Raw genomic sequence first — 24,625 nt, 5'->3', positions numbered from 1 at the left:
CATTGATAGATATTCTACTTTAGTAATTCTTTTAATTTTTTCTGTAAAAATTGTTTGTCCGGAAGTTGAATTCTATATTCAGCAACCATAGTTGAGGACAAACTTCTATTAAGGGCATACTCAACAACCTTACTGTCTTTATCTGTACATAATAGTATTCCAATACTTGGGTTTTCATGCGATTTCTTAACATCCTGGTCAAGTGCCTCCAGATAAAAATTTAACTGACCCAAATGTTCGGGTTTGAATTTATCACCCTTAAGCTCAAAAGCAACTAAACATTGCAATCCTCTGTGATAAAATAAAAGATCAATATAAAAATCGCTATTGCCAACCTGCAATTTATATTCCTGATCAATGAAGATAAAATCTTTCCCTAATTCCAAAATAAAATTTTTCATTTGTTTAATGAGTCCTTGTTGTAATTCATTCTCGCTATAAGATTCTGGAAGGTTTAAAAAATCAAAAATATAACTGTCTTTGAAAGTATTGTTAACTTCAGGATGTATTTCTCGCACCACTAGTGCGAGTTTTGAATTTCCAATCATTGTTCTTTCGAAAAGACTGGATGAAATTTGGCGTTCAAGCTCTCTTTTGCTATAGTTTTCCCTTTTAGAAAAGCTGAGATAAAACTCCCGTTCTTCAACTGTTTTGCACCTTGAAAAGATTACTAGATTATTAGACCAGTTAATTTCTCGCACCAGTGGTGCGAGTTTTGGTGTAGCTCTATAAATTTCATAAAACTGTCTCATGCGCCAAAGATTAGCATCTGAAAATCCTTTTAAATCAGGTTCGCTTTTCTGTAAAAAATCAGCCAGTTCTTTTACGACTGATTTTCCCCATTCTGCTGTTTCGATACGATTGTGAATATACTGCCCAATATTCCAGTACAGATTAATCATTTCAGTATTAACAGCTGTAATAGCTTTATATCTGGATTGTTTTATTAATTGGATAATATCCGTAAATTGTTCGTGTATCATTACTTCTGATTTTAATTTATTATTACTTCTTAATTACTAAATGGCTTAGTTCAATATCATTTAACAATCTTTCCTTTTCAGCATAAATGATATCCTTGATATCCTTTTTTATTTGCAAGTAATTGCGTTGTACCATTGCATTATCAACTTTGCGAATTACAGGTATATCAACATAATTATCCTGTTCTTTTTTCAGTGCTTCATGGTCATTTATTATTTCAGAATGAAATGTTTTGAGTTCGATTTTACAATCAGGATCATCCGCTACCATACCCACGAATTCACCGGAACTAAGTCCGGAAATTTTGGATGGTGGCACTGCCGATTCCAATTGTTTGGAACGACTTATAGACGTATCTCCGCTATTAATCGAAAGGCTTTCCCTGTCCTGCATAATTTTTCCAAAACGCTCTGATAATTGCTTGGCTGTATCTCCGGTAACCTGTCCGCTGACTATGTTCCCAACAATATTCATAATCACATCCGCCTGTTCCCGTCCATAATCTTTACGCAGCTGGCTAAAATCCTGAATTCCCAAACAGGTTGCTACTTTATTACTTCTTGCAGTTGCAATTAGACTGTCCATATTGTTGAGATAAATCGTTGGAAATTCATCGAATATCAAACTGCTTTTCTGTTTGTTTTTTTGGTTTACCTGCTTTACCAATCGGTTTACATAAAGTGATAATACAGCTCCATAAATCTGAATTTTCTGTGGATTATTACCCATACATACGATCTTAGGATCTTCCGGATTATTGATGTCCAATGTGAAATCGCTGCCCGATAAAACATAATACAATTGCGGTGAGGAAAGCCTTGCCATGGCAATTTTTGCCGAAGCAATCTGCCCCTCCAATTGGTCCATTACATTATTTAGGTAGGCATTGACAAAAGGATTAATAAGTACCTCTATTTCTTTTTCCGTCCGGAGCAGTGTAAAAAGATCATCGTAATCAACCTGCATGAGCTCAATTACATGGGGAAGCGTACAGAATTCACCGTCTTTATATTTCCGCAGATACCATATTATTGCTGAGAGAAAATTAATCGGAGATTCCACAAAAAAATCACCCTGTCTTTTGATCCATTCCCTGTTGAGTCCGAGCAGAATAGTACGTGCTGATTCAGAGGCATCGGTAATATCACTCATACCTGAAGGTTCTAATGGATTACAGCGGTTGGTTCGGGTCAGATCATCAAAATTAATAACATAAAACTGAGGTAATTTCGGATAGAGGTGTTTGTAATTAAGCCATGTATTGTATACAATTCTGGTCAGGTCATCAAACTTGAAATCATAGACAAACATCGTGAATTTTTTACGTATGTGCTGGGTAATAACGTGACGTATGACAAAATAAGATTTTCCGGATCCGGGAGTACCTGAAACCAGTAATCCCCTAAAGGGATTAATAATATTTATCCAACTGTCCCTTATCTTATCTTTTAAATGATATTTGGCAGGGAGATTAATAGAATATTCATTCTCTAGTAATCTTTCTTCCTGAGGAAAAGTTTCATTTTCTTTATTAAAAATGTCTTTACTGTTGAGCCTGTTTTTTATAATACGCGATAATAACGTACCGCCGGAAAGCATCAGAAGAAATCCGCCAGACGTTAGAGTCATGTAGGTAATTGCTGCCAGCATCAGTTCTATTTTAAGGTATAGTGAAAGGCCGCTAATAAAATAAATTAGAATACCAGTAATGATGTAGGCGAAAGCTGTTTTGTAATTCAGTTTTTCATCTTTTCGCCCTTTGGAACCAATTAAGGAAATAATCAAAAATCCCAGCGCATAAAGTTTAGATTTATGAAAATTACTGAACAATCCTGTCTGGTAAATATTTCCCATAATTTTATCACTAAACCCGCTGACCAGATTCCACTGCTTAAAGGCAGCGTAGCAGTAATAATAAAAATGGATTACTAATATAATAATACTGATGAGTCTTGTCATATCCAAGATCTTTCTAAGTGCCTGTTCGTTTTCTCCTGTCTGCATAGCCATAATTTCAAATTTTATCGATTATTAGACTGTCCTCTTCTTTTTTTCTTTTTGTTTCTGAGCTCGTATGGAAGGTAAGCAACGGTCTGCTCAGATTGCGTAAGTGCATCCCAAAGCTGTCCCAGTATAGTATCGAATCCAACGTATTTGTTATCTCTAAAATCATCACCAAAAAGGCCTGCTATTATTTCCGCCTTCGGTGTTTCAAATGTGATTACTTGTGATTTTTTACTAACCAAATTGGTCTTTTTTTGCTCGGCTGGATTAATCGATACACAGCGTTCCTCTATCGCTTTCGCACTGTATTGTTTGCCCAAAGTACTTCCGTTAAAAATACATTTTGTGGTATGGTCGACATAGGTAATCCCGTAAAGCAGTCCTTCTGCATTTTTTCTAAAAACGATATTGATTCCCTCTTTTTCCAGTATTTTGACCAGTTCTGAAAGTGATATTTTCGTTCTTAAAAAAGCCATATCGATAGCATTTTTGACCCTTCTGATATCTGAAATTTGATTGGTAGTATTGGATTTAAATTTTTCTTCTAAAAACTTTAGAGTTGGTTTGTAATAAAAGTCACTAGCCTTTATAGGTACTCCGATAGGCTTACTATTTTCATCAAGTATGCGATACACTAATCCTTTAGCTTTAAATATTCTTGAATTTTCATTGCCCCGGTCAGCCAAAACATTATATTGTCTGAGTATGGCATTGAGCTCCGCAAGGCTGGCAAATTTATAAGACGAAAGAACCTGAGACAGTACATTTGAAATTGCTTTTTTGGACTGGATTTTTCCGTATCTGACTTTGCTTTTTGAAATAGGCTGAAGTTCGATATTCTGATTTTTTGTACGTCCCTCAGCTGCGACGAGTCCAAAGGATTTTTCGATTTCTTTTCGTGCCGTTTCAGATTGATTGCGGCCTATATTATGCATATCGATTCTACTTCCGTCCGCTCTTACTTTTATGGAGGTGATGTGAATGTGCGGATGTCCGGAATCGTGATGCTGATATACCAAATAGGGCTGCTGTCCAAAACCAATTTTTTCCATATATGAATCAGCGATCTCCATTAGTTTATCTTTAGAATAGTTTTCAGAAGGATCAAAGTTGAGCGATATGTGTGCGCTGTTTCGCTTTACATTGTCATTCAAAGCCACTTGTTTTAGAAACCGGTTTAGTTTCATAGTATCACTCATTTTATCCACATCCAGAGGATAATTTCCTTCGCCGATACATTCTGCTACTCCTTGTTTTACTTTGTTTTCGTTGTAGTTAAAAATACTGTGTATCGAATGTCCAGTTTTTATGATCGCAACCATCTTACTGAAATTTGCTGGATGTATTGCTTGATTTCTTCAACCTTCTCCAAGAGGTTTTTTTTATCCAGTTCAGCGCTAATAATCCATACTTTAAATTCCGAAATCTGATTCAATGTATGCAGCTTTTTTACTGCCTGATTAAAGTTGTTCCCAATAGCATTTAGTTCCCCTCGAAGCCGTATAATTTCCAGCATAAATTCGTCAAGGGATTCGTTACGAAATTTAGTTGTAATAGGTTTGTCAAATAAGTGTCTGCGAATGTAGTCACTTAGCTTTCGGGAAGTACTGGCTTTCCATTTACGCTCAATTTTTACATATTCTTCGGGTGTAAATCGTAACCCGACTATGCGTGTTCTGTTTGAATTTTCTCTTTCCATCATCTCTCTTTTTACTCATTAATTCAAATTATTTTTATTGGTATTCGTGAATTTGCTACGCTGCATTTCATTGTTATCAAATTCTTTTTTGATGCTTTCAGTATCACTGCTCACGAGTTCCGAGTGTAGAGCAGCCAGATCGGTTGTTTAACAACCGGACATCTGGCCGTTAGCTTTGACGCTAACTTAAACCTTCCCCAGAGTCTTTTATTTTCTCTAGATTCTTGAAGTTTTGTCAGGGGGTGAACAAAACATCTGGCTTGTACTTATTGAGGTACGTGAATCGGTATTTGTCCCCTTATTTTTAAAATATAAGATTTGAAAGAGGTGAACTAGTCATCTTGCTTGTGTTATAAAGGCACATGAATCGGTATGCGTCCTCTTTCATTTCTTTTTGGTATTGTCATTTTGATTAAATAAATACTTGAATTTTGTATTAGGCTTATAAGAGGTGAACTTTTCATCTGGCTTGTACTTTAGGTACCCAATCGGTATTAGTCCTCTTTGTTAGTCTTTATAATCGTTGCAGTAACCAGTTAGAATAGTAGACTTTAAGGTCTTTTAACGGCATTAGTTCATAGCAACAAATTAATTTATTAACCATTAAAATCAATGTTATGCAATTCAAACATTTTGTCGGGATTGATATTTCAAAACTGACTTTGGATGTTTACATCCATCACAAATCATTACATCATAAATTTACTAATGATCAGCAGGGCTTTGATTCATTGTTAAAATGGATCTACCATCGTACTTTGGAAACAACTCCTTTAGAGATTGTCTTCTGTTTTGAGCATTCAGGATTTTATTCCTTGTTATTAGCTATTTATATGCAAAAACATGAGTGCAACTTTTCAATGATATCTCCTTTACAGATAAAGCGTTCATTGGGCATTGTACGAGGTAAAAACGATAAGATTGACTCTCGTCGTATTGCTGAATATGCCTATGAAAAAAGAGATAAATACTTACCTACTAAAGTACCTTCGGAAGCGATATTAAAACTACATCCGCTAATGACTTTAAGGGACAGGCTGGCCAGAGATCGTGGAGTTTTTGTCGGCACGATGAAAGAACAGTCCAAGTTTTTACCTATTGATCAGATTCCTGTTTTAATGGAAAGCTATACTCATATTATAAAATCATTAGATACTGAAATTAAAGCCATTGAAAAGGCAATTAAAGCTATTGTAAATGATGATTCAGAACTTAAAAGAACATTTGAATTGATAACCGGTATTAAAGGCATTGGACTTCTGGTTGGTGTTTATTTAATTATATACACTCATAACTTTTCAAGATTTGAAACTTGGCGCAAATGCGCTTGTTTTGCAGGAATTGTTCCTTTTCAAAACAGCTCAGGAACCAGCCTGCAGAGCCGAAGTCATGTTCATCCCATCGCAAATAAACAGATTAAAAAAATGCTCCATATTGCGGCTTTAAGCGCAGCTCATACCGATAAAGAGATAAGCATCTTTTATAAGCGTAAAGTTCAAGATGGAAAGAGCAAAATGTGTGTGCTTAATATCATCCGTAATAAACTCTTAGCACGTGCTTTTGCTGTGGCTAAAAGAGGTACCGAGTATGTTGATGTTATGAAGTATGTAGCTTGATAAACATCTGATTTTCTATTGTCTGTAGCTGAATTTTTTCTCGGCCAGGATTTGTTATGCTCTTTCATTATTTTATCATTTAAAAATCATTTTTAAAATAAACATCAAAAAAAACTTGTATATGTCTTAGAATACCGATTGCAGGAACGTTGCAATCTTCCTGATACTTTAAATGTCTCTAAGATATTCCAGTATTTCCGAAATATTCAAAATTCCATTTTTTAATTTATTCCATTTTTTTAAATGATATGATATACTAACAGTACTATTCCGGAAAGTAAATACTCCATTTATACAGTCATTAAAAATTTAATGTTTTTTATAAAATCTATTTCACTTTTATTTTTCGAACTCAAGGAAAGTGCACACTGCATATAACCAGAAGTTACTATAATGGGGCAGCGGTAATGCCAATTCATCCTCTCGATTTTAGATTTAAAAACGTGCTCTTTCAAAGCAATAAATCCATTTTAAAACAACAAAATCCTGACTGTTTTAAGGAAGGTTTTTCGTTGGTTTTTTAACCTTATGCGTTTATTTCTGAGACAAAATTAAGTAAGAGAAATGGATTTTACCTATGATGGACATATTATGTCCATGAGATTTTAAGAGTAGCTTAATACCTTTGTATCAGTAAATTATTAATTATAAACGTGAAGATTATGACAACAAATGATGTGGTTCAGGTAATTGATACTGTGCTTAGTATCCCTGGAATGAATGATGTGGTGAAAATTGATTTAAGAATTTCGCGAAAAAATGTATTGTTACTAAACCATGTTATTGAACGTGGATTATCAGCCAAAGATGATGTCAAACCATCGATTCTTATGACCAGTATTCCGGAAGAAAATCTTCAGGAATTAAAACTCTTTGGGGATGAATGTTTGCAAAAAGCCGGACTTATAGAACTCAGTGAAAAATTAAAGACATTGACCCAAACCGGGAAGTAAAATATACTATGAATTTAGAATAAAAAAAAAGCCAATAAATGTTAAACGTTTATTGGCTTTTTGGTATCTATTACTTTTTAAGTAAGAAAAATATTTCTTTTTTTATTGTCTGCAATGAAAATGGCAGGAAAAGGGAAACCTTTAGCAGGATTTTGATAACACTTTATAAAACAGGCTGTAGTAGTTTTGTTTGCTCCAAGTCAACTAATTTAAAATGACAGTTTTTTTGAGTTTAATGGAATTGAATTATGGTAGTACAATTTACTATTTGAAAAACATAAAATTTGAAAACCATTCTAAGAAAAAATCATAGAAATGACATTTCATAATTGTATCAACTTAAAGATCAAAAGACATGAAACTAGATGTAAAAATTAAGAATGTAATTCTGGACATAATAGGTCTACTGTATATACTTCTATTTGTCTACGCGGCTGTAAGCAAACTATTAGATTTTGAGAACTTTGAAGTACAGCTTGGAAAATCACCTTTATTAAGTGCTTTTGCTTCTTGGGTATCATGGTTAGTCCCAGCAGTTGAGCTGATAATAGTCTTACTTCTTATTATTCCAAAATTTAAAAGTGCTGGTCTTTTAGCAGCATTTAGTTTGATGACAATGTTCACAGCTTATATTTTTATTGTATTGCATTACAGTTCATTTGTTCCATGTTCCTGTGGAGGTATATTAGAAAAAATGAGTTGGAACGCCCATCTCGTTTTTAATGTCTTATTTATGCTATTGGCGGCTTTAGCAATAGTCATAAAAAACAGTTTTGCCAGCACTAATAAATCTCTAAAAAAGCATTTTTTAAGTATAAAACAAATTAGCATTTCCATAGTAGGCAGTATAGCTGTCGTGGTGCTTTTATTTCTGTCTTCTGAGGACATTATGCACAATGAAAATCCATTTATCAGGCGTTATCCACAGCATCCCATAGTATTTTCTAATGCAATAGATTTAAAATTAAATTCCTATTATTTTGTGGGTTACAGGAATAACCGAATTTACCTTGGAAATTATACCAACCCACTGCATATAATAACAATGGATACTAATTTAGGCAATCAACAAGTAGTGAAAATATCTTTTGATCCCAAGAACATACCTTTTAAAATGGCTACCGTTGTTATAAGAGATTCTAATTTTTACCTGATAGATGGAAGCGTACCAACTATTTTTAGAGGAAGTACTTCGGACTGGAAAATAACAAAAGAACTTAAAGGTATTCCATATTTTACGCTAGCGGTACCTATTGATAGTACTACTATAGCTTTTAGATCTAATAATGCTAAAAAATTAGCAAATGTGTTAGGTGTTTTTACTTCAAATCCTACTGCTAAAACAACATACAACAGGGATCTTTTGCAACAACAGATTGATGGTATTTTTGATACTGACGGAACATTATTGTATAGCGAAGAACTAAATAGAATGGTCTACCAGTATTACTATCGCAACGAGTTTATAGTAGCAAATAAAAATGGTATACTCGATTATAGAGGGCACACAATAGATACTATAAAACATGCGAAAATTAAAGTTTCGTATCTCAAAAATGGAACTCAGGCTGAAATGTCATCTCCTCCATTTGTAGTGAATGCTCATGCTGCTATTTGTCAAAAGTTATTGTTTGTTCACTCTAAAGTAAAAGGCAAATATGAAAATGATAAGCTCTGGCAAAAATCATTTATTATTGATGTATATGACCTAAACAAAAATGCCTATTTACTGAGTTTTCCTATTTATAAAACAGGCGATAATGAGCTTAATTCCTTATTTGTTACAACAACCCATTTGTATGCTATAATAGGCAATGACCTTGTTGTTCATGAATTAAAAACGATACTAACAAAAGAATTAAAAACCAACTAAAATAGATGTGCAAGACATAAACATATACTGATCAGTATCAGGAATTAGATCGAATACCTGTATAAAAAAGTAGATCAAAGTGTAATTTAAAATTTAATATTATGAAAAATTTATTTTTAAAAAAAATTACGCCTTTCGCTGTTGTAGTGATGGGAATTTCAGGAGCTTTTGTAACTACTTCTATGCAAAGCGCATCGAAAGACGTAGCTCCAACGGTAGGATATATTGCTAATTCACAAAATGAATGTCTCGATATCCCGGTGGCTTGTGATGATACGCCTAAAGCTTTTCTTTGTCGTCTAAATGGTACAACAGGACCAATAGCCTATGAGAAAGACGATGACGATAATTGTGTACAACCTTTGTATCGTCCTTGATTGAATCGTATTAAAGTGTTTATCAAAATGGCAATGCAGTTCCGTAACCGGAACTGCATTGTTTTTAATTTCATTGATGAATAATTATTTTAAATCCTTAGAGGTCTATCTGTTAGGAAATGTTCAATTAATAATTGTAGAAAAATGTAAATCAAAGTGTAATTTAAAATTTAATAGTATGAAAAAAATATTTTTAAAAAACAGCATGTCATTTGTTGTTATAGTTTTGGGAATTACGGGAGCTTTTGCAACCACTTCTATGCAAAGACTACCTAAGGATAAACCTCCAGTAATAGGATATTTAGTAGACGCACAGGGCCTATGTAGAGATGTATCTATAAATTGTGGTACACTATCACCATTTCTTTGCCGTCTATATGGTACAACAGGACCAATAGCCTATGAGAAAGATGATAATGGTACTTGTGTAATCCCCTTATATCGTCCTTGAACAACTTAATTAAAATACTTGTCAAAACAGTAATGCAGTTCCATAAACGGAACTGCAATGTTTTTTAAATTGATTTATCAATAATTACTTCAATCCTTCTTTAATCCACGGGGTCGGTGGCTCATCTTTTAAAAAATATCCAAACCATTCCTGCATGCGAATTGCAAGATCTTTTTGGTTTGTCGTATTCGTCAGAACATGACCTTCATTGGGGTAAAATAACGTTATGTTTTTTTTGCCCAATCGACGAAGTGCCAAATAGAATTCTATAGTCTGATGCGGATCAACTTGTTTGTCTTGTTTTCCAGTCCATAGCAAAAGAGGTGTTTTGATCTTCTGAACATGAGCTAGGGGAGAATTAGCCTCATAGGCTAAAGGAGCTTCAAAAGGTGTTTTCCCCATTCGCCATTGTTCACTTTGAAAGCGCCACATATCCGGTTTTCCGGATTTTTGGTTAATGGTCAGATAAAAGCTGTTTAAATCCGTAATTGCCCCACTTGCAATGACAGTTGCAAATATGTCGGTTTGAGTTATGATAAATGTGGCCTCAAATCCTCCGAACGAATGTCCGATAAGTCCAATTTTATCAGGGTTTATAATCCCTATATCAATAATCTTTTTTGTTCCAGTGATAACACAATCCGTTGCCGAAATACCCGGATTCCCATCTTCATGAATTATATCCGGCAAAAAAACAAAATAGCCCTGAGAGGCAAAAACAGTTGGATTAATGCCGGCTTCATTATAGTACGAAGGATTAATGTAATGATGAAGTAAATCAGACTGAATTTCATAAATAGGAACAATCATGGGATATTTTTGCTTTGGATCATAATTGGCAGGATACAACAAAACCCCTTTTAGATTTTGGTTTTTAGAATTCTGATATTTAATGAGTGCTGATTTGCCCCAAAAGTATTTTTCTTGCTGGGGATTACTTTTAAAAAATGAAATAGGTTTTAAAAAATCCTTCGTTACCATCAATTGAGGAGCACTATCAAATTTTTGCTCTCTGTAGAACATACTTTTCTTTTGGGAGGCATAATTTAATTGATCGATATAACTGTCTCCATAGACAATGGGCTTTGTACCTGCATTAATGCTCCATTTAAAATAACCCGTTTTTCCATGTTCGCCTTCCGCTCTGAGGAGTAATCCATAAGACAAATCAAAGCTCTTTATTTTCATCCCATCATAAATAAAATTCAGGGTCCTTTCATTTGGAACTTCGGCTATACGATACTTGATTTTTGCTTCCCGTCCATGAGTGAGTCTCCTTGAGGTACTGCCATCAGAAGTAAAAGCCCATAAATCATACTGGTCATAAATCAAAATCTCTTTGTCGTCAGTACTCCATCCAGGATTGCCACAAGCAGATTCTGTAATGAGTGTATGCACTTTAGCTTTAAATTTACCTCCAGCATTAATCGTGATATTTTTATGAGTTTTATTAGCAATATCGTATACCCACCAATTATCTTCTTTGAAGTAAGCTACATATTTTCCAACTGAAGAAGGAATAACAAGCGTATAATTACTGTCTTGTTTGTTTAAAAAAAGGCTTTTTTCAAATGTATTAAGATCCATAATGTAATAATCTCTCGGACTTTCTGTTTCGAATTGCGGCTCATAATCTTTTGGATTGGATAAAATGGCATATTGCTGATTTCCAGAGAGCATAACCTTGGGAAGCTCATTTGAGGTAATAGCAGTAAAACGGTTCTCCAATGGCAACCATAAAGCTAATTTTTCTGTCTTTTCAAAATTTCCGCTTCTCTGATTCTGTGGATAAATCCATTTGTCATTTGCATTCCAAACCTCCACATTTGAATCCGGTTTAATTTCCGGAATATTGATTTTATTTTTGATTGCAAAAAAAACTTTTTGCATATCATCCGAGATTGATATCTTATAGAAAGAATCATCCGTTATAGTTGCATTATTTGGAAAATTAGGTTGTGTTGTTGGATCTAATTGATATAGTTTATCCTTTTCTAAAATATAATAGCAAAGCGAATTATTAGACAGATCATTGGATTGTGTAAGAAAAGCCAGTGTATATCCTTCTTTTTGCCATGAAAAATTATTAAAATGAGTTGCGCTATCAATAAAGAGCCTCTTTGCATTATTTATGTTTTTAAGATCAAGCAGTACAAGCGAATTTTTATGGTTTGAAAAAGTGGAATATACCAATTGCTGTCCCTTTGGACTTAAGGAAAATTGGGTTACGTCAGTAATTTTCTTTATAATCTTGCCTATTGGTGATCGAATAATTAAAGTACTCATACTATCCTCTGATCTAACAAGAAGGATTAACTGATTTGTTTCGGGGCAATAAGTGTACTTTTTAACGTTATGTATTGTTTCTTTTTTTGCCGTTTTTGTATCTAGGATTTGTAGCTCTTCTGCCTTTTGACATATATAAACGTTATCCTTTGTAAAGAGTGAAGTGTTACCACCAGCGAAGTGGTATGTTTTGCGGCTCAGGATATTTCGAACAAATAAAGTATCAATACCCGTATCATATGTCATTCTATAGCTTGCCCATTTTTCGTCAGGTGAAACTTTATCTAAATCTACTGTTCCCCATAAATGATAATCGGAAGCCGTTAATTGTTTTTTTTGCACCACCTGCCCCCAAGAAGGACAGGTTACTAATGGCAAAATAAAAAATAAAACTAAAATTAATTTAGGGCACAAATAATAAAATGTACTGGTTTTGTCCCTATCTTGGATATGGTTTGTGAACATGGCTCTTATATTTAGTATCCCGGATTTTGAGGTCTCAGATTAGGATTTGTGCTTAATTCACTTTCCGGAATAGGAAATAAAATGTCGGTGGTGTTCCAACCTAATTTCAATCCGGTTAAAGTACTGTCAAGTTTCCCAGTCCGCTTCAAATCAAAAAAACGATGCCCTCGTTCGGTAAAAAACTCCCATCTTCTTTCCAGTAGAATACCATCAAGAATTTCCTGCTGGGTTTGCGCCGTAGTACCAGAGAGCCCAGCCCGTAGCCTAATTTTGTTTAAATCTTCCTTGGCTCCAATAAGATCACCTTGCTGAGCGCGAGCTTCTGCTCTGATGAGGTATTGCTCTGCCAAGCGAAAGACAATAGAATATTCCTTTGAAACCGAGGTTGATTTGTTTTCTTTATATTTATAAGGATGATACCATGTTGCCGTTCCTTTTGTTATTGTTTTTATCCAATTGGATTTACGCAAATCATTTGGTTTAAAAGAATTTACAAGATTATCACTCAAAGAAACTAAAGGAGGAGGCCCTGAAGTAAAAGTAAAGAAAGAGGCTTCGGCTGTATTTAGTCCTGCATTTCCGGATTGCAATTGCCAAATTGTTTCTTTGGAACCAATTAAAAAAACTTTAGCAATGTTTTGCTCTAACACATATAAGCCTTCGTGATTTAGAACAGCCGAAGCCATATTGGCTGCTTCGGGATAGGATTTGTTATAAAGATAAATCCTTGCTAATAACCCTTGTGCTGTGGATTTATTGGGACGCACTCTTTCTACATCACTCGTAGTTGCAGTGTCAGGCAAAACAGCAATTGCATTTTCTAAATCAGCAATATAATTTTGATATACTTCGCCAGTAGGTGTTCTGCTCACCGTGCTGTTTTTTTTATAATCCGTTTGGGTTATATAAGGCACATCGCCAAAAACATTCACCAGATAAAAATGCAACAAAGCGCGAATAAAAAGGGCTTCTCCTGTCAGTTGTTTTTTCTGATCTACAGAGAGGTTTTTACTCGCTGCAACACCTTCAATTACAGCATTGGCGGCATATATTTGGTTATAGGTAATATTCCAGTATCCCGATACCGAGGTATTAGAAGCCAGAAGACTATTGTTGTAGAAATTCAAACTGGGATTGTTTGGATTTTGAGTACTGATTATTTCATCGGCAAAATTTCCTAGCTGATTGGAAATACCCAAACCTGCTCCGGTTAACATCCCTTTGTCTCGAATGTTAGCATATATGTCGATAATAGCAGCATTTGCCGTAGGGTAATCCTCGAATACCGTAGTATTGATGAGCTGTGATTTTGGTAATTCAACATCGACAAATGAATCGCAGGAGTTTAGCATAAATAAAATGCTTACCCATAGAAACTGTTTTATGGTAAGATAGAATGTTTTCATTTTCGTTGGATTAAAATGTTAATTGCACCCCAGCAGAGATAACCTTAAGAGGTGGTAAAAAACCATAACTGGTAAATTCAGGATCTCCGTCTTTGTAAGACGTAAAAGTCAAAAGGTTCTGACCTTGCAGCATAATTTTAAACTGAGTTTCCTTTAAACTTAAAGGAACATCATAAGTAAGAGCGATGTTTTTCAAGCGAATAAAGGAAGCGTCGCTAATAGCAGCGTCACTTTCAGCATATAAATTATCTCCGGTTATAGCATCATTATTATAACCTGTCGTATAGATTTGATAGGGAGCAATGTCTCCAGTTTGTTGCCAACTGTTTGTCATTCTTTCCTGCTGATTGGACATCATACCTGCGGGACCCATCGGGTAGTTGCGATTTTTTTGCTTTACAAATTGAAATAAGAAATCCAATGACAATCGTTTATAACTGATTTGATTCTGAATGCCTCCATAGTACTCGGGATTTAGATCAACCAAGGTTTGCTGGTCTTCCGGAAAAGAGATCCTGCCATCCTTATTGGTGTCTTCAAATTCATAAATTCCGGTTTGGGGATTAACGCTTTTGTATTTATAAAGTAATTCAATATTTAAGGGCTGACCAATGCGATACTGCTGGCTGTAAGGTGAACTTTCCAGTCCAGGAAAGCTAATTAATTTATTACGGGCAAAAGTGAGGTTGAAATTAGTGCTCCAGTTAAAGGCATCACTGCTGAAATTAATAGTACGCAAGATGAGTTCTATTCCTGCATTTTCTACAGTAGCATCCAGATTGGACTGTAAAAGAGTAAAGCCTGTTGTTCCGGGAAGAGGAACCCCTACTAACTGATTGGAAGATCGGTTTTGGTACCACGCAACAGTGGTAAAAATACGATCTTGCAGAAACCCAAGTTCCAATGCCAATTCCAATTTTTTATTGGTTTCCCATCCAAAATTAGCATTGTAAAGCCTTGAGGGGCGTAGACCTACGATTCCATTGTAAATTACTCCTGTGGTATAGGTATTTAAAAATTGATAATCCCCAATTTGGTCATTGCCTGTCGTGCCGTAACTAGAGCGGATTTTTCCAAAACTGAGCCACGAGCTGTGCTTTAGAAATTTTTCATTAGAAAATAACCAAGCTGCACCGACTGCTCCAAAATTGGCAAATTGATTTCCTGGTCCAAAACGGCTCGAACCATCACGTCTTGCTGTTAAGTTCACAATATAACGTTGTTGCCAGTTGTAATTTAATCTGCCAAAAAAAGCTTGGTATTTATATTGGATTTCTTCATTCAGCAATACACGTGTTGTTTTTGCTGCAGCCAAATTATAAATCAGACTATTGGAGCTGAATCCAGTTCCTGATTGATGCAGCCGCCCAGTAATCTGGTTTTGAAAGGTAGCACCTAAAAGCAGTTCCAATTTTCCGGCTCCCAATTCTTTTCTCCAATTGATTTGAGGTTCAACTATCCACGAAGAACGATCGGTATTATTTAGAAATATCGCTGAAGTAGAACTGTCGGCCCCAAGAGCAGGATTGGCTGTAGTGGAAGGGACTATTCGGGTTTCATTGGTACTTAAATCGGTAAAACCTAAACTGCTTTTAAGTAATAATCCCGGCAGTACTTCATAAGACAGTACGGTATTGGCAATCAGATCATTTGTTTTTGCTACAAATTGGGTATTGAGATTTCTCAGAGGATTTTCCCAAGTACTATTTTCCCAATTTAAGTTTCCATTTGCATCATACAATGCTGGAGCATTAGGTGGTAAGGAGCGCGCATCGTAACTGAAATCATACGAAGGCTGGTTGTTATTTTGACTCGTATAACCTGCTGAGAATGTTAACCTAAATTTTTTGTCCTCTGAGCGATGATTAAGATTCATTTGAACTCCTCCTTTTTTATATAGAAAATCACCGGGGAATACGGTTGATTCGGTATAATAACTACCGCTCACCAAAAATTGAGTATTCTCAGAGCCTCCCGATACGGTTCCTTGAAGGTTCGTGATCTGAGCTGTACCGCCCAAGAGTTCCTTTTGCCAATCGGTATACCTGTTTTGATCCCAAGTACCATTGATGTCATAGTCCAAAGGACCATACTGGGTAAGACCATCGTTTATAAATGCCTGTTTGCGCATGGCTAAATACTCTTGGGTATTCATGAGTTTTAGAAAGCGAGTGACGGTACCTACAGCTGTTGAAGCAGTAACATTAAAAGTTGTTTTTCCTGCTTTTCCTTTTTTGATGGAGATAAGCACAACACCATTAGCACCTCTAGAACCGTATATGGCTGTAGCATCTGCATCTTTTAGAATTTCAATGCTTTCAATCATGTCGGGATTAATACTGTTTAATGGACTTGTAGCAGTTGGAAATGTGGTAGCAGTTCGACTCGATCCAATTGGGTCAGAGGCATAAGGTACTCCGTCTATGATGTATAATGGTGCATTCCCGTCACTTCGAATACTATTTTGTCCACGGATTTTGATTTCAAAACCTCCGCCGGGAACACCCGTGCTTTGTATGACATTCACCCCAGCCATACGTCCTTGCATAGTGGCAAGTACATTCGAGACAGGTTGAGTTTCGATGTCTTTGGAAGTAATGCGGGCAATACTCCCTGTGCGTTCGCTGGATTTGACCGAATAGTACCCTGCATTGACTCTAACTTCTTGAAGATTTGTTGTATCGTACTGTAATTGGATGTCGACAGTTTTACGTCCTTTTATTGGGATTAGTGCTGTTTTGTAACCAATAAAAGACACTATTAGCGTATCGGAGCTACTCGCTGTAATAGTATATTGTCCATTATAATCGGAAATTGTACCGGAATTGGATTTGCTCTTTACCGCTATGGTAACTCCAGGTAGTACATTAGCACCATCTGTGATGATACCGTGGATTATATTCTGTTGGAAACTGGACTGTTGTTGCCGTAGCAAGTTGGATGATAAAACAGGAGTGAAAGACAGGAAACACCCGAAAAAAAACAGGCAATAAAGAGTCTTACCATCCTTGTAAAATGAAAAATTATTCATAATATTGGATTGGTTAATTTAACGATAGTTTTATTAGCTATGGTCCTCTATACTAGTTTTCCAGACGAAGTAGAGGATCATTTTTATGTATTAAGTTGAGTTGTTTATGGTATCGACTACCATTTTTGTTAAATCATGGGCGCTAAATTTTGATTAGTCAAACTAATTAAAGTTTTTACGAGTCTAAAAAAATGAAGATTGGTGCTATGAATGAAAGCTGAGGAATTTGCTTAAAAATAAAAAAGGCGCGGGTACTCAGCTTAAACGCTATCAAGGTACTGGTATACCCACGCACGAATAAGTGAGCCCACGCCGTAAAGCGTGAGCATCTTACTTATCATCTCGTGCGTAAAAATTACCAGTTTTTGATAACGAGATTCAAAGCGAATGCTTCAAATATTTTATATGAAGAATCGCAAAAATACATTTAATATGTAAATATGTTACAAACATAACAAAAAAAAGATAACGGTATGATATATCATACCGTTATTTTAATAAATAAGTGGGAATTTTAACAAAAGCTAATAAGAACGATGTGACTGAAAAAGGAAAATTAGGAGAGGAACTGAGAAAACTCCGTGAAAAAATACCAAGCTCAGACTATAATAATAAAGAAAACATTTCTCAACAAGAACTTGCGGATAAAAATCTTGGTTTAACAAAACACTTAATTGGTACAACTGAAAGAGGTACTGCTAATCCCACGTTAGAAAAATTAGTTTTTTTAGCAAAAGCATTAAATTTTAAAACTATTAATATCCTAAGTGTAGAAATTAATGTAGATAAATTTATCAAAGAAAATACTGAACGAAAATAAATTAAGTCGAGTAATATTGACAATATAAAAATAGAAACTAAAAAAGATGCTCAGGCATCTTTTTTGCTCTAGCAGATGTTTTAGCATTAGTAAGATTTATTAATAATAAGTCAATACAAAATAGAAATATAAACCCTGCTTAAGTAATTTAGGTTAAAAAAAATGAACAAAACAATTAAGCTAAGAGTAAAAAAGGAAATTGACCACAGCGGAGAGCTAAAAGTAATGAAGTTAAAAGGCTCTCTTATCACTAAAGGCTACACTGAAATCATTCATATAGCTGATGAGAATGAATATTTTTATCTAAATTCATTTTCTACTTTACCAGATAATAAAAAAGAAGTAGAGCATTTTGTTTTGGATTTTATCTCAAATCATAATCTTGCTGATACCATTACGTTAATTAATGCATCTAGTAAATAACTTTTATAAAGCCCAAAATATTTTTCAAAAAGTAGTATTAGAAAAAAAATATTTAACTAATTGATAGTTATTTCTTCGTTCAAAAAAACAGTAAAATCATTATAAAGCTCGCCAATACAAACCACAATAACTTAGTGGTTCTCTTATTTCTTAGGTCATTTTTTCTTTGTAAATTTACTTGTACTAATCTTTCTACGTTTGTAAAATCAATATGATTCGTTGCCATATGTTTGCTTTTTCCAAACTTATATAAAAATAAATAATAAAGAAATAACTTACAGTTTAATTTGTGACAGAATAAGACAATGTTCAAGTTGCAAAGAGTAAAAATCTAAGATTGCTTTTTTCGCAGTTCTTCCATAAAAAATGTTGCTGGCATTCCAGTTCTGGAAGAAAAAGCTTTTACGAAACGTTCGGTACTACTAAAACCGGCTTCATCCGAGAGCGCTTTATTGCCATAACGGTGCATTGTTTTATTTTCTTTTAATTGGTTAATCAAGTAGTCTATTTTGAGATCATTGATATACGTTACAAATTTCTTCCCTCTGTAATGTGCTATTATTTTTGATAAATATTTTATATTTGTATCCAATGATATTGCCAGCTTTATTTCCGTTAAATCTTTTTCCAGAAACAGTTTACCTTTTTCAAACTTTTCCAATTTTTTTAATATACCCACTACAGTATCTGGATTTATATCTTCGACTCCATAATTCGTGGTTTTAGATTCAACCTCACTAGAAGCCTGATCTTTTTTCATCAATTCATCAAATCTACGCCGATAAAGTTTTCTGTTTCTAATATGTTGATAAGTAAGGACAGCCACAAATAACAATAAAAAAACTATTATTCCTTTATGAATTAAAGCATCAAGTTCTTTTTTAGCAAGTAACTTTTCAACACTTTTTTTCTGTACCAATAATTCTTTAGTGTCATAGTCCTTGTGAATTTTTTTCGATACATATTTATATTTGCTGGTTAAGGCACTATCTACTTTAAGTAGTTTTTCAATATAGTAAAGCTGCTCTTCAGCATTGCCTTTAGTTTTAAAATAGCTGATTAATAATTCGTAGTTATTGCGAAGATCCAGACGAATGTATCCTTTATCATCAAAAATAGCATCTACTTTTTTGAAATAGAGTATTGCTATTTTAGTATTCTTAAGATCCCAATAGCTCTTTCCAATATAAAAATTCCCCACAGCCTCATTACCAAAATCTTTCTTTTTTTGAATAACGGGCAATGAATAGTTTATTTTGGCAATAGCTGAAGTATAGTTGCCCAGGAAATACTGATTAACTCCTTCCGAGAGAATGAAGTACTCCTTCATTTCATCATTGCCCAATCTTTTGCCTTCGAGTAATCCTTTCTCATTTGTTTGGGTACATAAAGCATAATTTCCAATACGATTATAGCACAAACCCAAAGAATGAAGAGAATTCAAATACCCTCTGTCATTATTCTCTTTATCCTGTTTAAAATAGGTAATACATTCTTTAAACAAAGAAATAGCTTCATCATAGAAACCAAGAAAGTATTTTATGTTAGCGATATTGTATTTGGTCTTATAGATTAAATACTGGTCATTAGTTTTGGAAATATAATTATTTGCAATAAGGTAATTATCCAATGCATAATTAAGTTGCTTTCGGGAATAGTATAAAATCCCCTTTGAGAGATAGGCTGAACCAATCAAAGCATTACTCTTTGATTTTTTTGCAGTGTAAATCATACTATCTGCATAGATCAGTTTCAAATTTTCAGGTGAGTAGTGAAGATAGTTTTTATAGCCATTTACGACCTGTTTCAAATTCGTATCTGTTTTTGATTTTATTAGAAAGGATTTAAGGTACAGTGATTGTTTAATACTGTCATTTTCGGATTTTTCTATTCTATCTAAAAGATATTCGTAATCCTTATTTCGGAGTGTATCAGGAATTTTAAAATGGATTTCCTGCGCGCAAATTTGATCTCCCAAACAAAGAGAGAGTAAAAAAAGGTACTTTCTAATCATAATTCGAATTAAAATGAGACATTATTTCCTCTGTAAAATCATTTTCGGAGTCAAGTAATCGGCTTTTAAAGAGTTATGTGTATATTTTGCAGGGAATTGGCTCAAATATAGTATAAACAATTGGTAATGAGTGTTTTTGTGCGAAAAAAGGCATACGGATTTCTCGGAAATCCATACTGTTTTTCTCGGAAATCCGTATACAAAGTTTTGCGTGATAAAAAAAAGCCATTTAGATTTGTCTCGAATTCAAAAGCAAAAATATTTAGCATCGTGCTAAATTAAAGTTCTGCTTACCCGGGTGAAATGAATTGATTATCAAAATAGTTGACCACATTTTACACATTTTAATCATGAAAAACATTTCATTCTCATTAGTGATTTTACCATTACTAATCGTTTCCTGCACCACAGATACTATTGACAACAGTGATAGTGCTTATAATAAAGTCAGCAGCAAGAAATCGCAAAATTCAACACGTTTGGTACAAAACCTTACTCCTGAAAATCCAGCAAATATTTATGATTTTGCAGGTAAGCTGCACAATGATATTCTCGATGTTTATTTAGCAGGAAACTATCAACATACTACAATTGCACAAATCAGCCAACAAATCGAAGCGATCGCAGCTTCGAACGATGATTTAATGCTTTTATGCACGGGCACAATTCTACCCACTAATCTAAATGTAGTACATGAAATTATAAATAATCCTCAGGCTAAGCTAGATCAGGTTATTGTAAATTCTGTTATGACAAGTACCGCAAAAAATAGCCTTTCGAGTTTTATGAACGAAGTGCTTTTATGGGAAAATCATCCCTATGATGAAATTTATGAGTCCATAACATCTTATGAAGCAACCGTAATTAGCAATCCGATATTTAATGATGAGGATAAAAGAATCATCCTTACCACTTCCTCTATAGTCAGATATTCAATCTACTATGATATAGTAGAAAAGGATAAAGATTGGGACAATTCTGTTGGTCATCGTGTTGGAGGACTTAGTGGGGCAATTGATAATTCATCTGCTGCAATAATACGCTCACTTGTAACTGGAATTATGATACACAATCTAATAACAGAGTGATGATGTACTTTATTTATTGCCATGAAAAAGAAATAGTATACATCTTCACTGTGTTTCTGATTCTATTCAATCTTGTTAGTCTTTATTTCATTGTAGATCTATTCTCCTACGATGAAATAATTGGCTACCTCGCCAATGGCGAGATAAAAAGTGACAGCCCACGTAGTCTGGCTTATTTACTTTTTGTAACTGGCATGTCAAATTTACTTTTTATTACTGTTTCACTGATGTCCAAGTTTCTTTCTGAGTAATCTGCTATCAGCCCGAATCTCTATGAAGTAAAATTTATTTAGCTGATTTTAATCCTAATTTCATAAAAGAACATTGTTGTGGTAAGCAAAAAAACAAAATATCGTCCCATTGGTATGCAAGTCTTCATTTATAAGACCTTTACATCTAAAACAGCTTTTAGTAAACTATTTAAGGTTGACCATTACTCTATACTGATTGTGAATTCGGGTTCCTTACAGATACAGATAGATGACAAAGCAGTTACTGTCTTTGAAAATGAATTATTAGTGGTTCCGATACAAAGTTCATGTGAAGTTTTGATGATGAGTGAGCAACTGCAAATTTGCTTAGTGTCATTTACATCAGAGTTTGTTTTTGAAAATAGTATCCGAATACAACGTATAGGATATCTTGATTTTTACATTAGAAAACTTCCTTCTAAAATTTGTATCAAAAATAAAGATCTGCCAGATTTAATAGTATTGTTCGAACAGTTGCACCGTAAAACACGAAAATCGAATAAACAAATCTTTAAAGAAGAAGGATTACGGCTCAGTTTCAATCTATTTCTTTATGTATTAGCTGAAAAATATAGCCGCTATTTTCAACAACTAAATGACAAACATACTATAAAAGAAAAATTGGTACTTCAGTTTTTTGAAATTTTAGAAATGAATTGCAAAAAACACCATGATGTAAAATATTATGCAGAAACGTTATCTATGACACCTGATAACCTTACAAAAATTATTAAAGAATTTACGAAGAAAACAGCTAAGCAATTTATTGTTGAGGCTATTGTTCTTGAGGCAAAAAACCTACTTCGAAATGAAGATTTATATATATCCAATATTAGAGAAGAACTGCAATTTGTAAATTATTCTTCTTTTAGTAAATTTTTTAAAAGGCATACTTCTCAGTCTCCTTCCCAGTACCGTTCACGATTAAATTTTTATTAAACAACTTACAATTCATGTTTTGACCGGGTTAAGTATGTTCTACAAGCATTGATTTAGAGTACTGTCGATTACAAGTCGATAGAAATATTTACTAAGTAAAAGTAAAAAAAATGACTCAAACCTATCTTTTAGAATGGATGGATGTAACGGTGACTTCAACCCTTAATCCGAGTAAAACAGATCTTACGATGATAACTCCAATTCAATCCAAAGCGATTATAAAAAAAGCAAATGAGCAGACATTTTTTATCCAGTCACAGTTTACCATGCAGGTTTTTTCGCTTACCAAGGAAAAACAGATTAAAATTTTAGTTGGTAATTATTACTCGTCACTGCTGTTTCTATTAGATAAAATCAAAGAAATAAATAACGGCAATGATTTTGACAGATATAATATAAAAGTAGTTACAACAACTTTAATTTCTTGTTTGGATGAATTAATAACATTTATAGAATCAAGATTTGCAAACTATTTAGAGATTCCTTTACAAAGTATTGAAAAAAAGACAAATAGTACTTCGGTATTAAATAACCCTTCTGATAAAGTTTTATGTAAACTTTCAACAGATCAGACAGCCCTAATTTTAAGAGCCTCTGATGAATTAAAAATTCTTATTTCTAAATCAATGAACCATTTATTTAAAACAATCGTTCCTTTTTTATCCACTGAAAACAAGACAGATCTTTCTTTTAATGCTATGAGAAGCAAAGCATACGCTGTCGAAGAAAGAGATAAGGAAATAGCAATTGAAACATTAGAACGCATGATTAAGCAGATTAAAGAATATTAACTAAATACTAATCATCTAAAATTTAAAACATGAAAAATCTACTCTGCATTTTGACAGTGATGATTCTGATCATCACCAGTTGCCAGCCCGAAAAACTGGATGAAAAATTGGCTACGGCACTTATTCAGGAAAAAAAACATTATCCTACTATTATAGACCATGATATTTTCTGCGGTGATCCCACGCATGCTTATTTCATTTTAAAATCCGGACTCGTAGAAAAAGGATTTGTAAAAGTGCTTCAAACTAAGAAATTTGGTGATACAACTTCTTTTGTGAGTTTTACCGCGGCAGCAAAACCGTACTTATTGTCTACGCCGGCAGATGATAAAATAAGCAAGATCCAGCGTGTAAAAGTAGCAGATGAAGAGTTTGGAATAATTAAACAAATCAGGATTATGAGCTCTGGCAATAAAGCAGTAGTGGAGTTCACAACAATTCGAAGAAAGAATGTTTTTGCTGCTGCAATTAAAAATGGTTTGAAAGACACACTCAATCATGAAGTCTATTTTATACGAGCCGATGATGGCTGGCAGCTCATGGATAAAAAGTCGGAAATTGAGTTTTTATCTTTTTAGGATATAAAAAGTTACTTATCAACCAAAAAGTTGTATTGATGCCATTTTATGGCTGGTATTAACGAGTTGTAGAAAACCCTTGAGCTAAACTGAACTTTGAAAAAAAACTTTAGAAATCATAATAATTTATTTTCAATAAAGAATAAAGTTATACTTTTGCTGTATGGTTTTTAATTTCAAAATATTATTCTTCACACTAATTTCTTGCTGTTATCTCAACACAGTATTTGAATTTTCAGATAATGAAGAAAGGCTAAATTTTGAAAAGGAAACACATTCTTATATTTCTCAAAACACTTTAAAGTTAGATATACCCGAAACTACAACTCAAAAAAAAGTTGTCGTTGTTGATTCTTATTTTTTTTCTGAAATTACTTTTTACCCTGTAGTTCTTTCTAAAACAACTACAAATAATTACCAAAATAATTTTTCTCCACCTCCACAAAGGCGTTATATTCTTTACGCCTCATTATTGATTTGATATAATTATTTAAGTACTCTTTTGTTGCATAATGTTATGCGACTAAACGCTCTGTTTATATAATTTAAAAATCAAATAATAATGCTAGATATAAC

At 33.9% G+C, this 24,625-nt stretch carries 19 protein-coding genes; 11 read left to right on the top strand and 8 right to left on the bottom strand.

The genetic code is table 11. From position 1 onward, the window contains the following. Positions 1-14 precede the first annotated feature (14 nt). From FLA105534_RS21250 to FLA105534_RS21235, 4 genes are read right to left on the bottom strand one after another with little or no spacing between them, the layout of a single operon-like run. Complete coding sequence (locus tag FLA105534_RS21250) at positions 15-983, bottom strand: PDDEXK nuclease domain-containing protein (protein WP_246253288.1); 969 nt, start codon at positions 981-983, stop codon at positions 15-17. A gap of 22 nt (positions 984-1,005) precedes the next feature. Continuing rightward, positions 1,006-2,988: a conjugal transfer protein MobC gene (mobC, locus tag FLA105534_RS21245; protein WP_173968108.1), complete on the bottom strand. Its 1,983-nt coding sequence runs from the start codon at positions 2,986-2,988 to the stop codon at positions 1,006-1,008. Between the two features lie 17 nt (positions 2,989-3,005). Beyond that, complete coding sequence (locus tag FLA105534_RS21240; RefSeq protein ID WP_173968087.1) at positions 3,006-4,310, bottom strand: relaxase/mobilization nuclease domain-containing protein; 1,305 nt, start codon at positions 4,308-4,310, stop codon at positions 3,006-3,008. Continuing rightward, the gene (locus tag FLA105534_RS21235) at positions 4,295-4,690 is read right to left on the bottom strand and encodes a plasmid mobilization protein (RefSeq protein ID WP_217427720.1); all 396 of its coding nucleotides are present in this window, start codon (positions 4,688-4,690) and stop codon (positions 4,295-4,297) included. The genes FLA105534_RS21240 and FLA105534_RS21235 overlap by 16 nt, the downstream gene beginning before the upstream one ends. A gap of 614 nt (positions 4,691-5,304) precedes the next feature. On the opposite strand from FLA105534_RS21235, the gene FLA105534_RS21230 reads away from it, so the two are divergent. The 5 genes from FLA105534_RS21230 to FLA105534_RS21210 all read left to right on the top strand — a co-directional run bounded on the left by FLA105534_RS21230 (position 5,305) and on the right by FLA105534_RS21210 (position 9,957). Then, positions 5,305-6,303 carry an IS110 family RNA-guided transposase gene (locus FLA105534_RS21230; RefSeq protein WP_173968086.1) on the top strand — a complete coding sequence of 333 codons (999 nt, stop codon included), beginning with the start codon at positions 5,305-5,307 and terminating at the stop codon, positions 6,301-6,303. Positions 6,304-6,965: 662 nt separating this feature from the next. Beyond that, entirely contained in the window at positions 6,966-7,256 is a 291-nt protein-coding gene (locus FLA105534_RS21225) for a hypothetical protein (protein ID WP_317168230.1), read from the top strand. Between the two features lie 355 nt (positions 7,257-7,611). Beyond that, positions 7,612-9,129 (top strand): MauE/DoxX family redox-associated membrane protein, encoded by a 1,518-nt coding sequence (locus tag FLA105534_RS21220; protein ID WP_173968085.1) that lies wholly within the window; start codon positions 7,612-7,614, stop codon positions 9,127-9,129. A gap of 101 nt (positions 9,130-9,230) precedes the next feature. Beyond that, complete coding sequence (locus tag FLA105534_RS21215; protein WP_173968084.1) at positions 9,231-9,506, top strand: DUF6520 family protein; 276 nt, start codon at positions 9,231-9,233, stop codon at positions 9,504-9,506. 178 nt (positions 9,507-9,684) lie between these two features. After that, a complete protein-coding gene (locus FLA105534_RS21210; RefSeq protein WP_173968083.1) occupies positions 9,685-9,957 on the top strand; it encodes a hypothetical protein in 273 nt (90 codons plus the stop codon). An 84-nt stretch (positions 9,958-10,041) separates the two neighbouring features. On the opposite strand, the gene FLA105534_RS21205 is transcribed toward FLA105534_RS21210, so the two are convergent. From FLA105534_RS21205 to FLA105534_RS21195, 3 genes are read right to left on the bottom strand one after another with little or no spacing between them, the layout of a single operon-like run. Then, a complete protein-coding gene (locus FLA105534_RS21205) occupies positions 10,042-12,708 on the bottom strand; it encodes an alpha/beta hydrolase family protein (RefSeq protein ID WP_173968082.1) in 2,667 nt (888 codons plus the stop codon). An 11-nt stretch (positions 12,709-12,719) separates the two neighbouring features. Then, on the bottom strand, positions 12,720-14,114 hold the full coding sequence (locus tag FLA105534_RS21200; protein ID WP_173968081.1) for a RagB/SusD family nutrient uptake outer membrane protein: 1,395 nt from the start codon (positions 14,112-14,114) through the stop codon (positions 12,720-12,722). A 10-nt stretch (positions 14,115-14,124) separates the two neighbouring features. Next, complete coding sequence (locus FLA105534_RS21195; RefSeq protein ID WP_173968080.1) at positions 14,125-17,145, bottom strand: SusC/RagA family TonB-linked outer membrane protein; 3,021 nt, start codon at positions 17,143-17,145, stop codon at positions 14,125-14,127. A 505-nt stretch (positions 17,146-17,650) separates the two neighbouring features. On the opposite strand from FLA105534_RS21195, the gene FLA105534_RS21190 reads away from it, so the two are divergent. Together FLA105534_RS21190 and FLA105534_RS21185 are read left to right on the top strand one after the other, a co-directional pair. Beyond that, on the top strand, positions 17,651-17,965 hold the full coding sequence (locus FLA105534_RS21190; protein WP_246253287.1) for a helix-turn-helix domain-containing protein: 315 nt from the start codon (positions 17,651-17,653) through the stop codon (positions 17,963-17,965). A gap of 162 nt (positions 17,966-18,127) precedes the next feature. Then, a complete protein-coding gene (locus FLA105534_RS21185; protein ID WP_173968079.1) occupies positions 18,128-18,388 on the top strand; it encodes a hypothetical protein in 261 nt (86 codons plus the stop codon). Between the two features lie 331 nt (positions 18,389-18,719). On the opposite strand, the gene FLA105534_RS21180 is transcribed toward FLA105534_RS21185, so the two are convergent. Continuing rightward, positions 18,720-20,402 carry an AraC family transcriptional regulator gene (locus FLA105534_RS21180; RefSeq protein ID WP_173968078.1) on the bottom strand — a complete coding sequence of 561 codons (1,683 nt, stop codon included), beginning with the start codon at positions 20,400-20,402 and terminating at the stop codon, positions 18,720-18,722. Between the two features lie 350 nt (positions 20,403-20,752). Here FLA105534_RS21180 and FLA105534_RS21175 point away from each other — a divergent pair, with 350 nt between their 5' ends. From FLA105534_RS21175 to FLA105534_RS21160, 4 genes are all read left to right on the top strand, one after another. After that, positions 20,753-21,490: a hypothetical protein gene (locus FLA105534_RS21175; protein ID WP_173968077.1), complete on the top strand. Its 738-nt coding sequence runs from the start codon at positions 20,753-20,755 to the stop codon at positions 21,488-21,490. Positions 21,491-21,819: 329 nt separating this feature from the next. Continuing rightward, positions 21,820-22,680, top strand: coding sequence for a helix-turn-helix domain-containing protein (locus tag FLA105534_RS21170; RefSeq protein ID WP_173968076.1), 861 nt, complete (start codon positions 21,820-21,822; stop codon positions 22,678-22,680). 110 nt (positions 22,681-22,790) lie between these two features. After that, a complete protein-coding gene (locus FLA105534_RS21165) occupies positions 22,791-23,471 on the top strand; it encodes a hypothetical protein (RefSeq protein WP_173968075.1) in 681 nt (226 codons plus the stop codon). Between the two features lie 29 nt (positions 23,472-23,500). Next, positions 23,501-24,049: a hypothetical protein gene (locus tag FLA105534_RS21160; protein ID WP_173968074.1), complete on the top strand. Its 549-nt coding sequence runs from the start codon at positions 23,501-23,503 to the stop codon at positions 24,047-24,049. The last annotated feature ends 576 nt before the right edge of the window (positions 24,050-24,625 follow it).

Source organism: Flavobacterium collinsii, from assembly GCF_902804485.1.
GTDB classification, from domain to species: Bacteria; Bacteroidota; Bacteroidia; order Flavobacteriales; family Flavobacteriaceae; genus Flavobacterium; species Flavobacterium collinsii.
This window is presented reverse-complemented; position numbering and strand designations above follow the sequence as displayed.

What these genes read in the sequence shown, in the direction of transcription:
- FLA105534_RS21235 (WP_217427720.1), bottom strand. Translation starts at nt 4,690, where the DNA reads ATGATGGAAAGAGAAAATTCAAACAGAACACGCATAGTCGGGTTACGA.
- FLA105534_RS21185 (WP_173968079.1), top strand. Translation starts at nt 18,128, where the DNA reads ATGAACAAAACAATTAAGCTAAGAGTAAAAAAGGAAATTGACCACAGC.
- mobC (WP_173968108.1), bottom strand. Translation starts at nt 2,988, where the DNA reads ATGCAGACAGGAGAAAACGAACAGGCACTTAGAAAGATCTTGGATATG.
- FLA105534_RS21230 (WP_173968086.1), top strand. Translation starts at nt 5,305, where the DNA reads ATGCAATTCAAACATTTTGTCGGGATTGATATTTCAAAACTGACTTTG.
- FLA105534_RS21160 (WP_173968074.1), top strand. Translation starts at nt 23,501, where the DNA reads ATGAAAAATCTACTCTGCATTTTGACAGTGATGATTCTGATCATCACC.
- FLA105534_RS21195 (WP_173968080.1), bottom strand. Translation starts at nt 17,145, where the DNA reads ATGAATAATTTTTCATTTTACAAGGATGGTAAGACTCTTTATTGCCTG.
- FLA105534_RS21240 (WP_173968087.1), bottom strand. Translation starts at nt 4,310, where the DNA reads ATGGTTGCGATCATAAAAACTGGACATTCGATACACAGTATTTTTAAC.
- FLA105534_RS21200 (WP_173968081.1), bottom strand. Translation starts at nt 14,114, where the DNA reads ATGAAAACATTCTATCTTACCATAAAACAGTTTCTATGGGTAAGCATT.
- FLA105534_RS21215 (WP_173968084.1), top strand. Translation starts at nt 9,231, where the DNA reads ATGAAAAATTTATTTTTAAAAAAAATTACGCCTTTCGCTGTTGTAGTG.
- FLA105534_RS21225 (WP_317168230.1), top strand. Translation starts at nt 6,966, where the DNA reads ATGACAACAAATGATGTGGTTCAGGTAATTGATACTGTGCTTAGTATC.
- FLA105534_RS21205 (WP_173968082.1), bottom strand. Translation starts at nt 12,708, where the DNA reads ATGTTCACAAACCATATCCAAGATAGGGACAAAACCAGTACATTTTAT.
- FLA105534_RS21165 (WP_173968075.1), top strand. Translation starts at nt 22,791, where the DNA reads ATGACTCAAACCTATCTTTTAGAATGGATGGATGTAACGGTGACTTCA.
- FLA105534_RS21210 (WP_173968083.1), top strand. Translation starts at nt 9,685, where the DNA reads ATGAAAAAAATATTTTTAAAAAACAGCATGTCATTTGTTGTTATAGTT.
- FLA105534_RS21175 (WP_173968077.1), top strand. Translation starts at nt 20,753, where the DNA reads ATGAAAAACATTTCATTCTCATTAGTGATTTTACCATTACTAATCGTT.
- FLA105534_RS21180 (WP_173968078.1), bottom strand. Translation starts at nt 20,402, where the DNA reads ATGATTAGAAAGTACCTTTTTTTACTCTCTCTTTGTTTGGGAGATCAA.
- FLA105534_RS21250 (WP_246253288.1), bottom strand. Translation starts at nt 983, where the DNA reads ATGATACACGAACAATTTACGGATATTATCCAATTAATAAAACAATCC.
- FLA105534_RS21220 (WP_173968085.1), top strand. Translation starts at nt 7,612, where the DNA reads ATGAAACTAGATGTAAAAATTAAGAATGTAATTCTGGACATAATAGGT.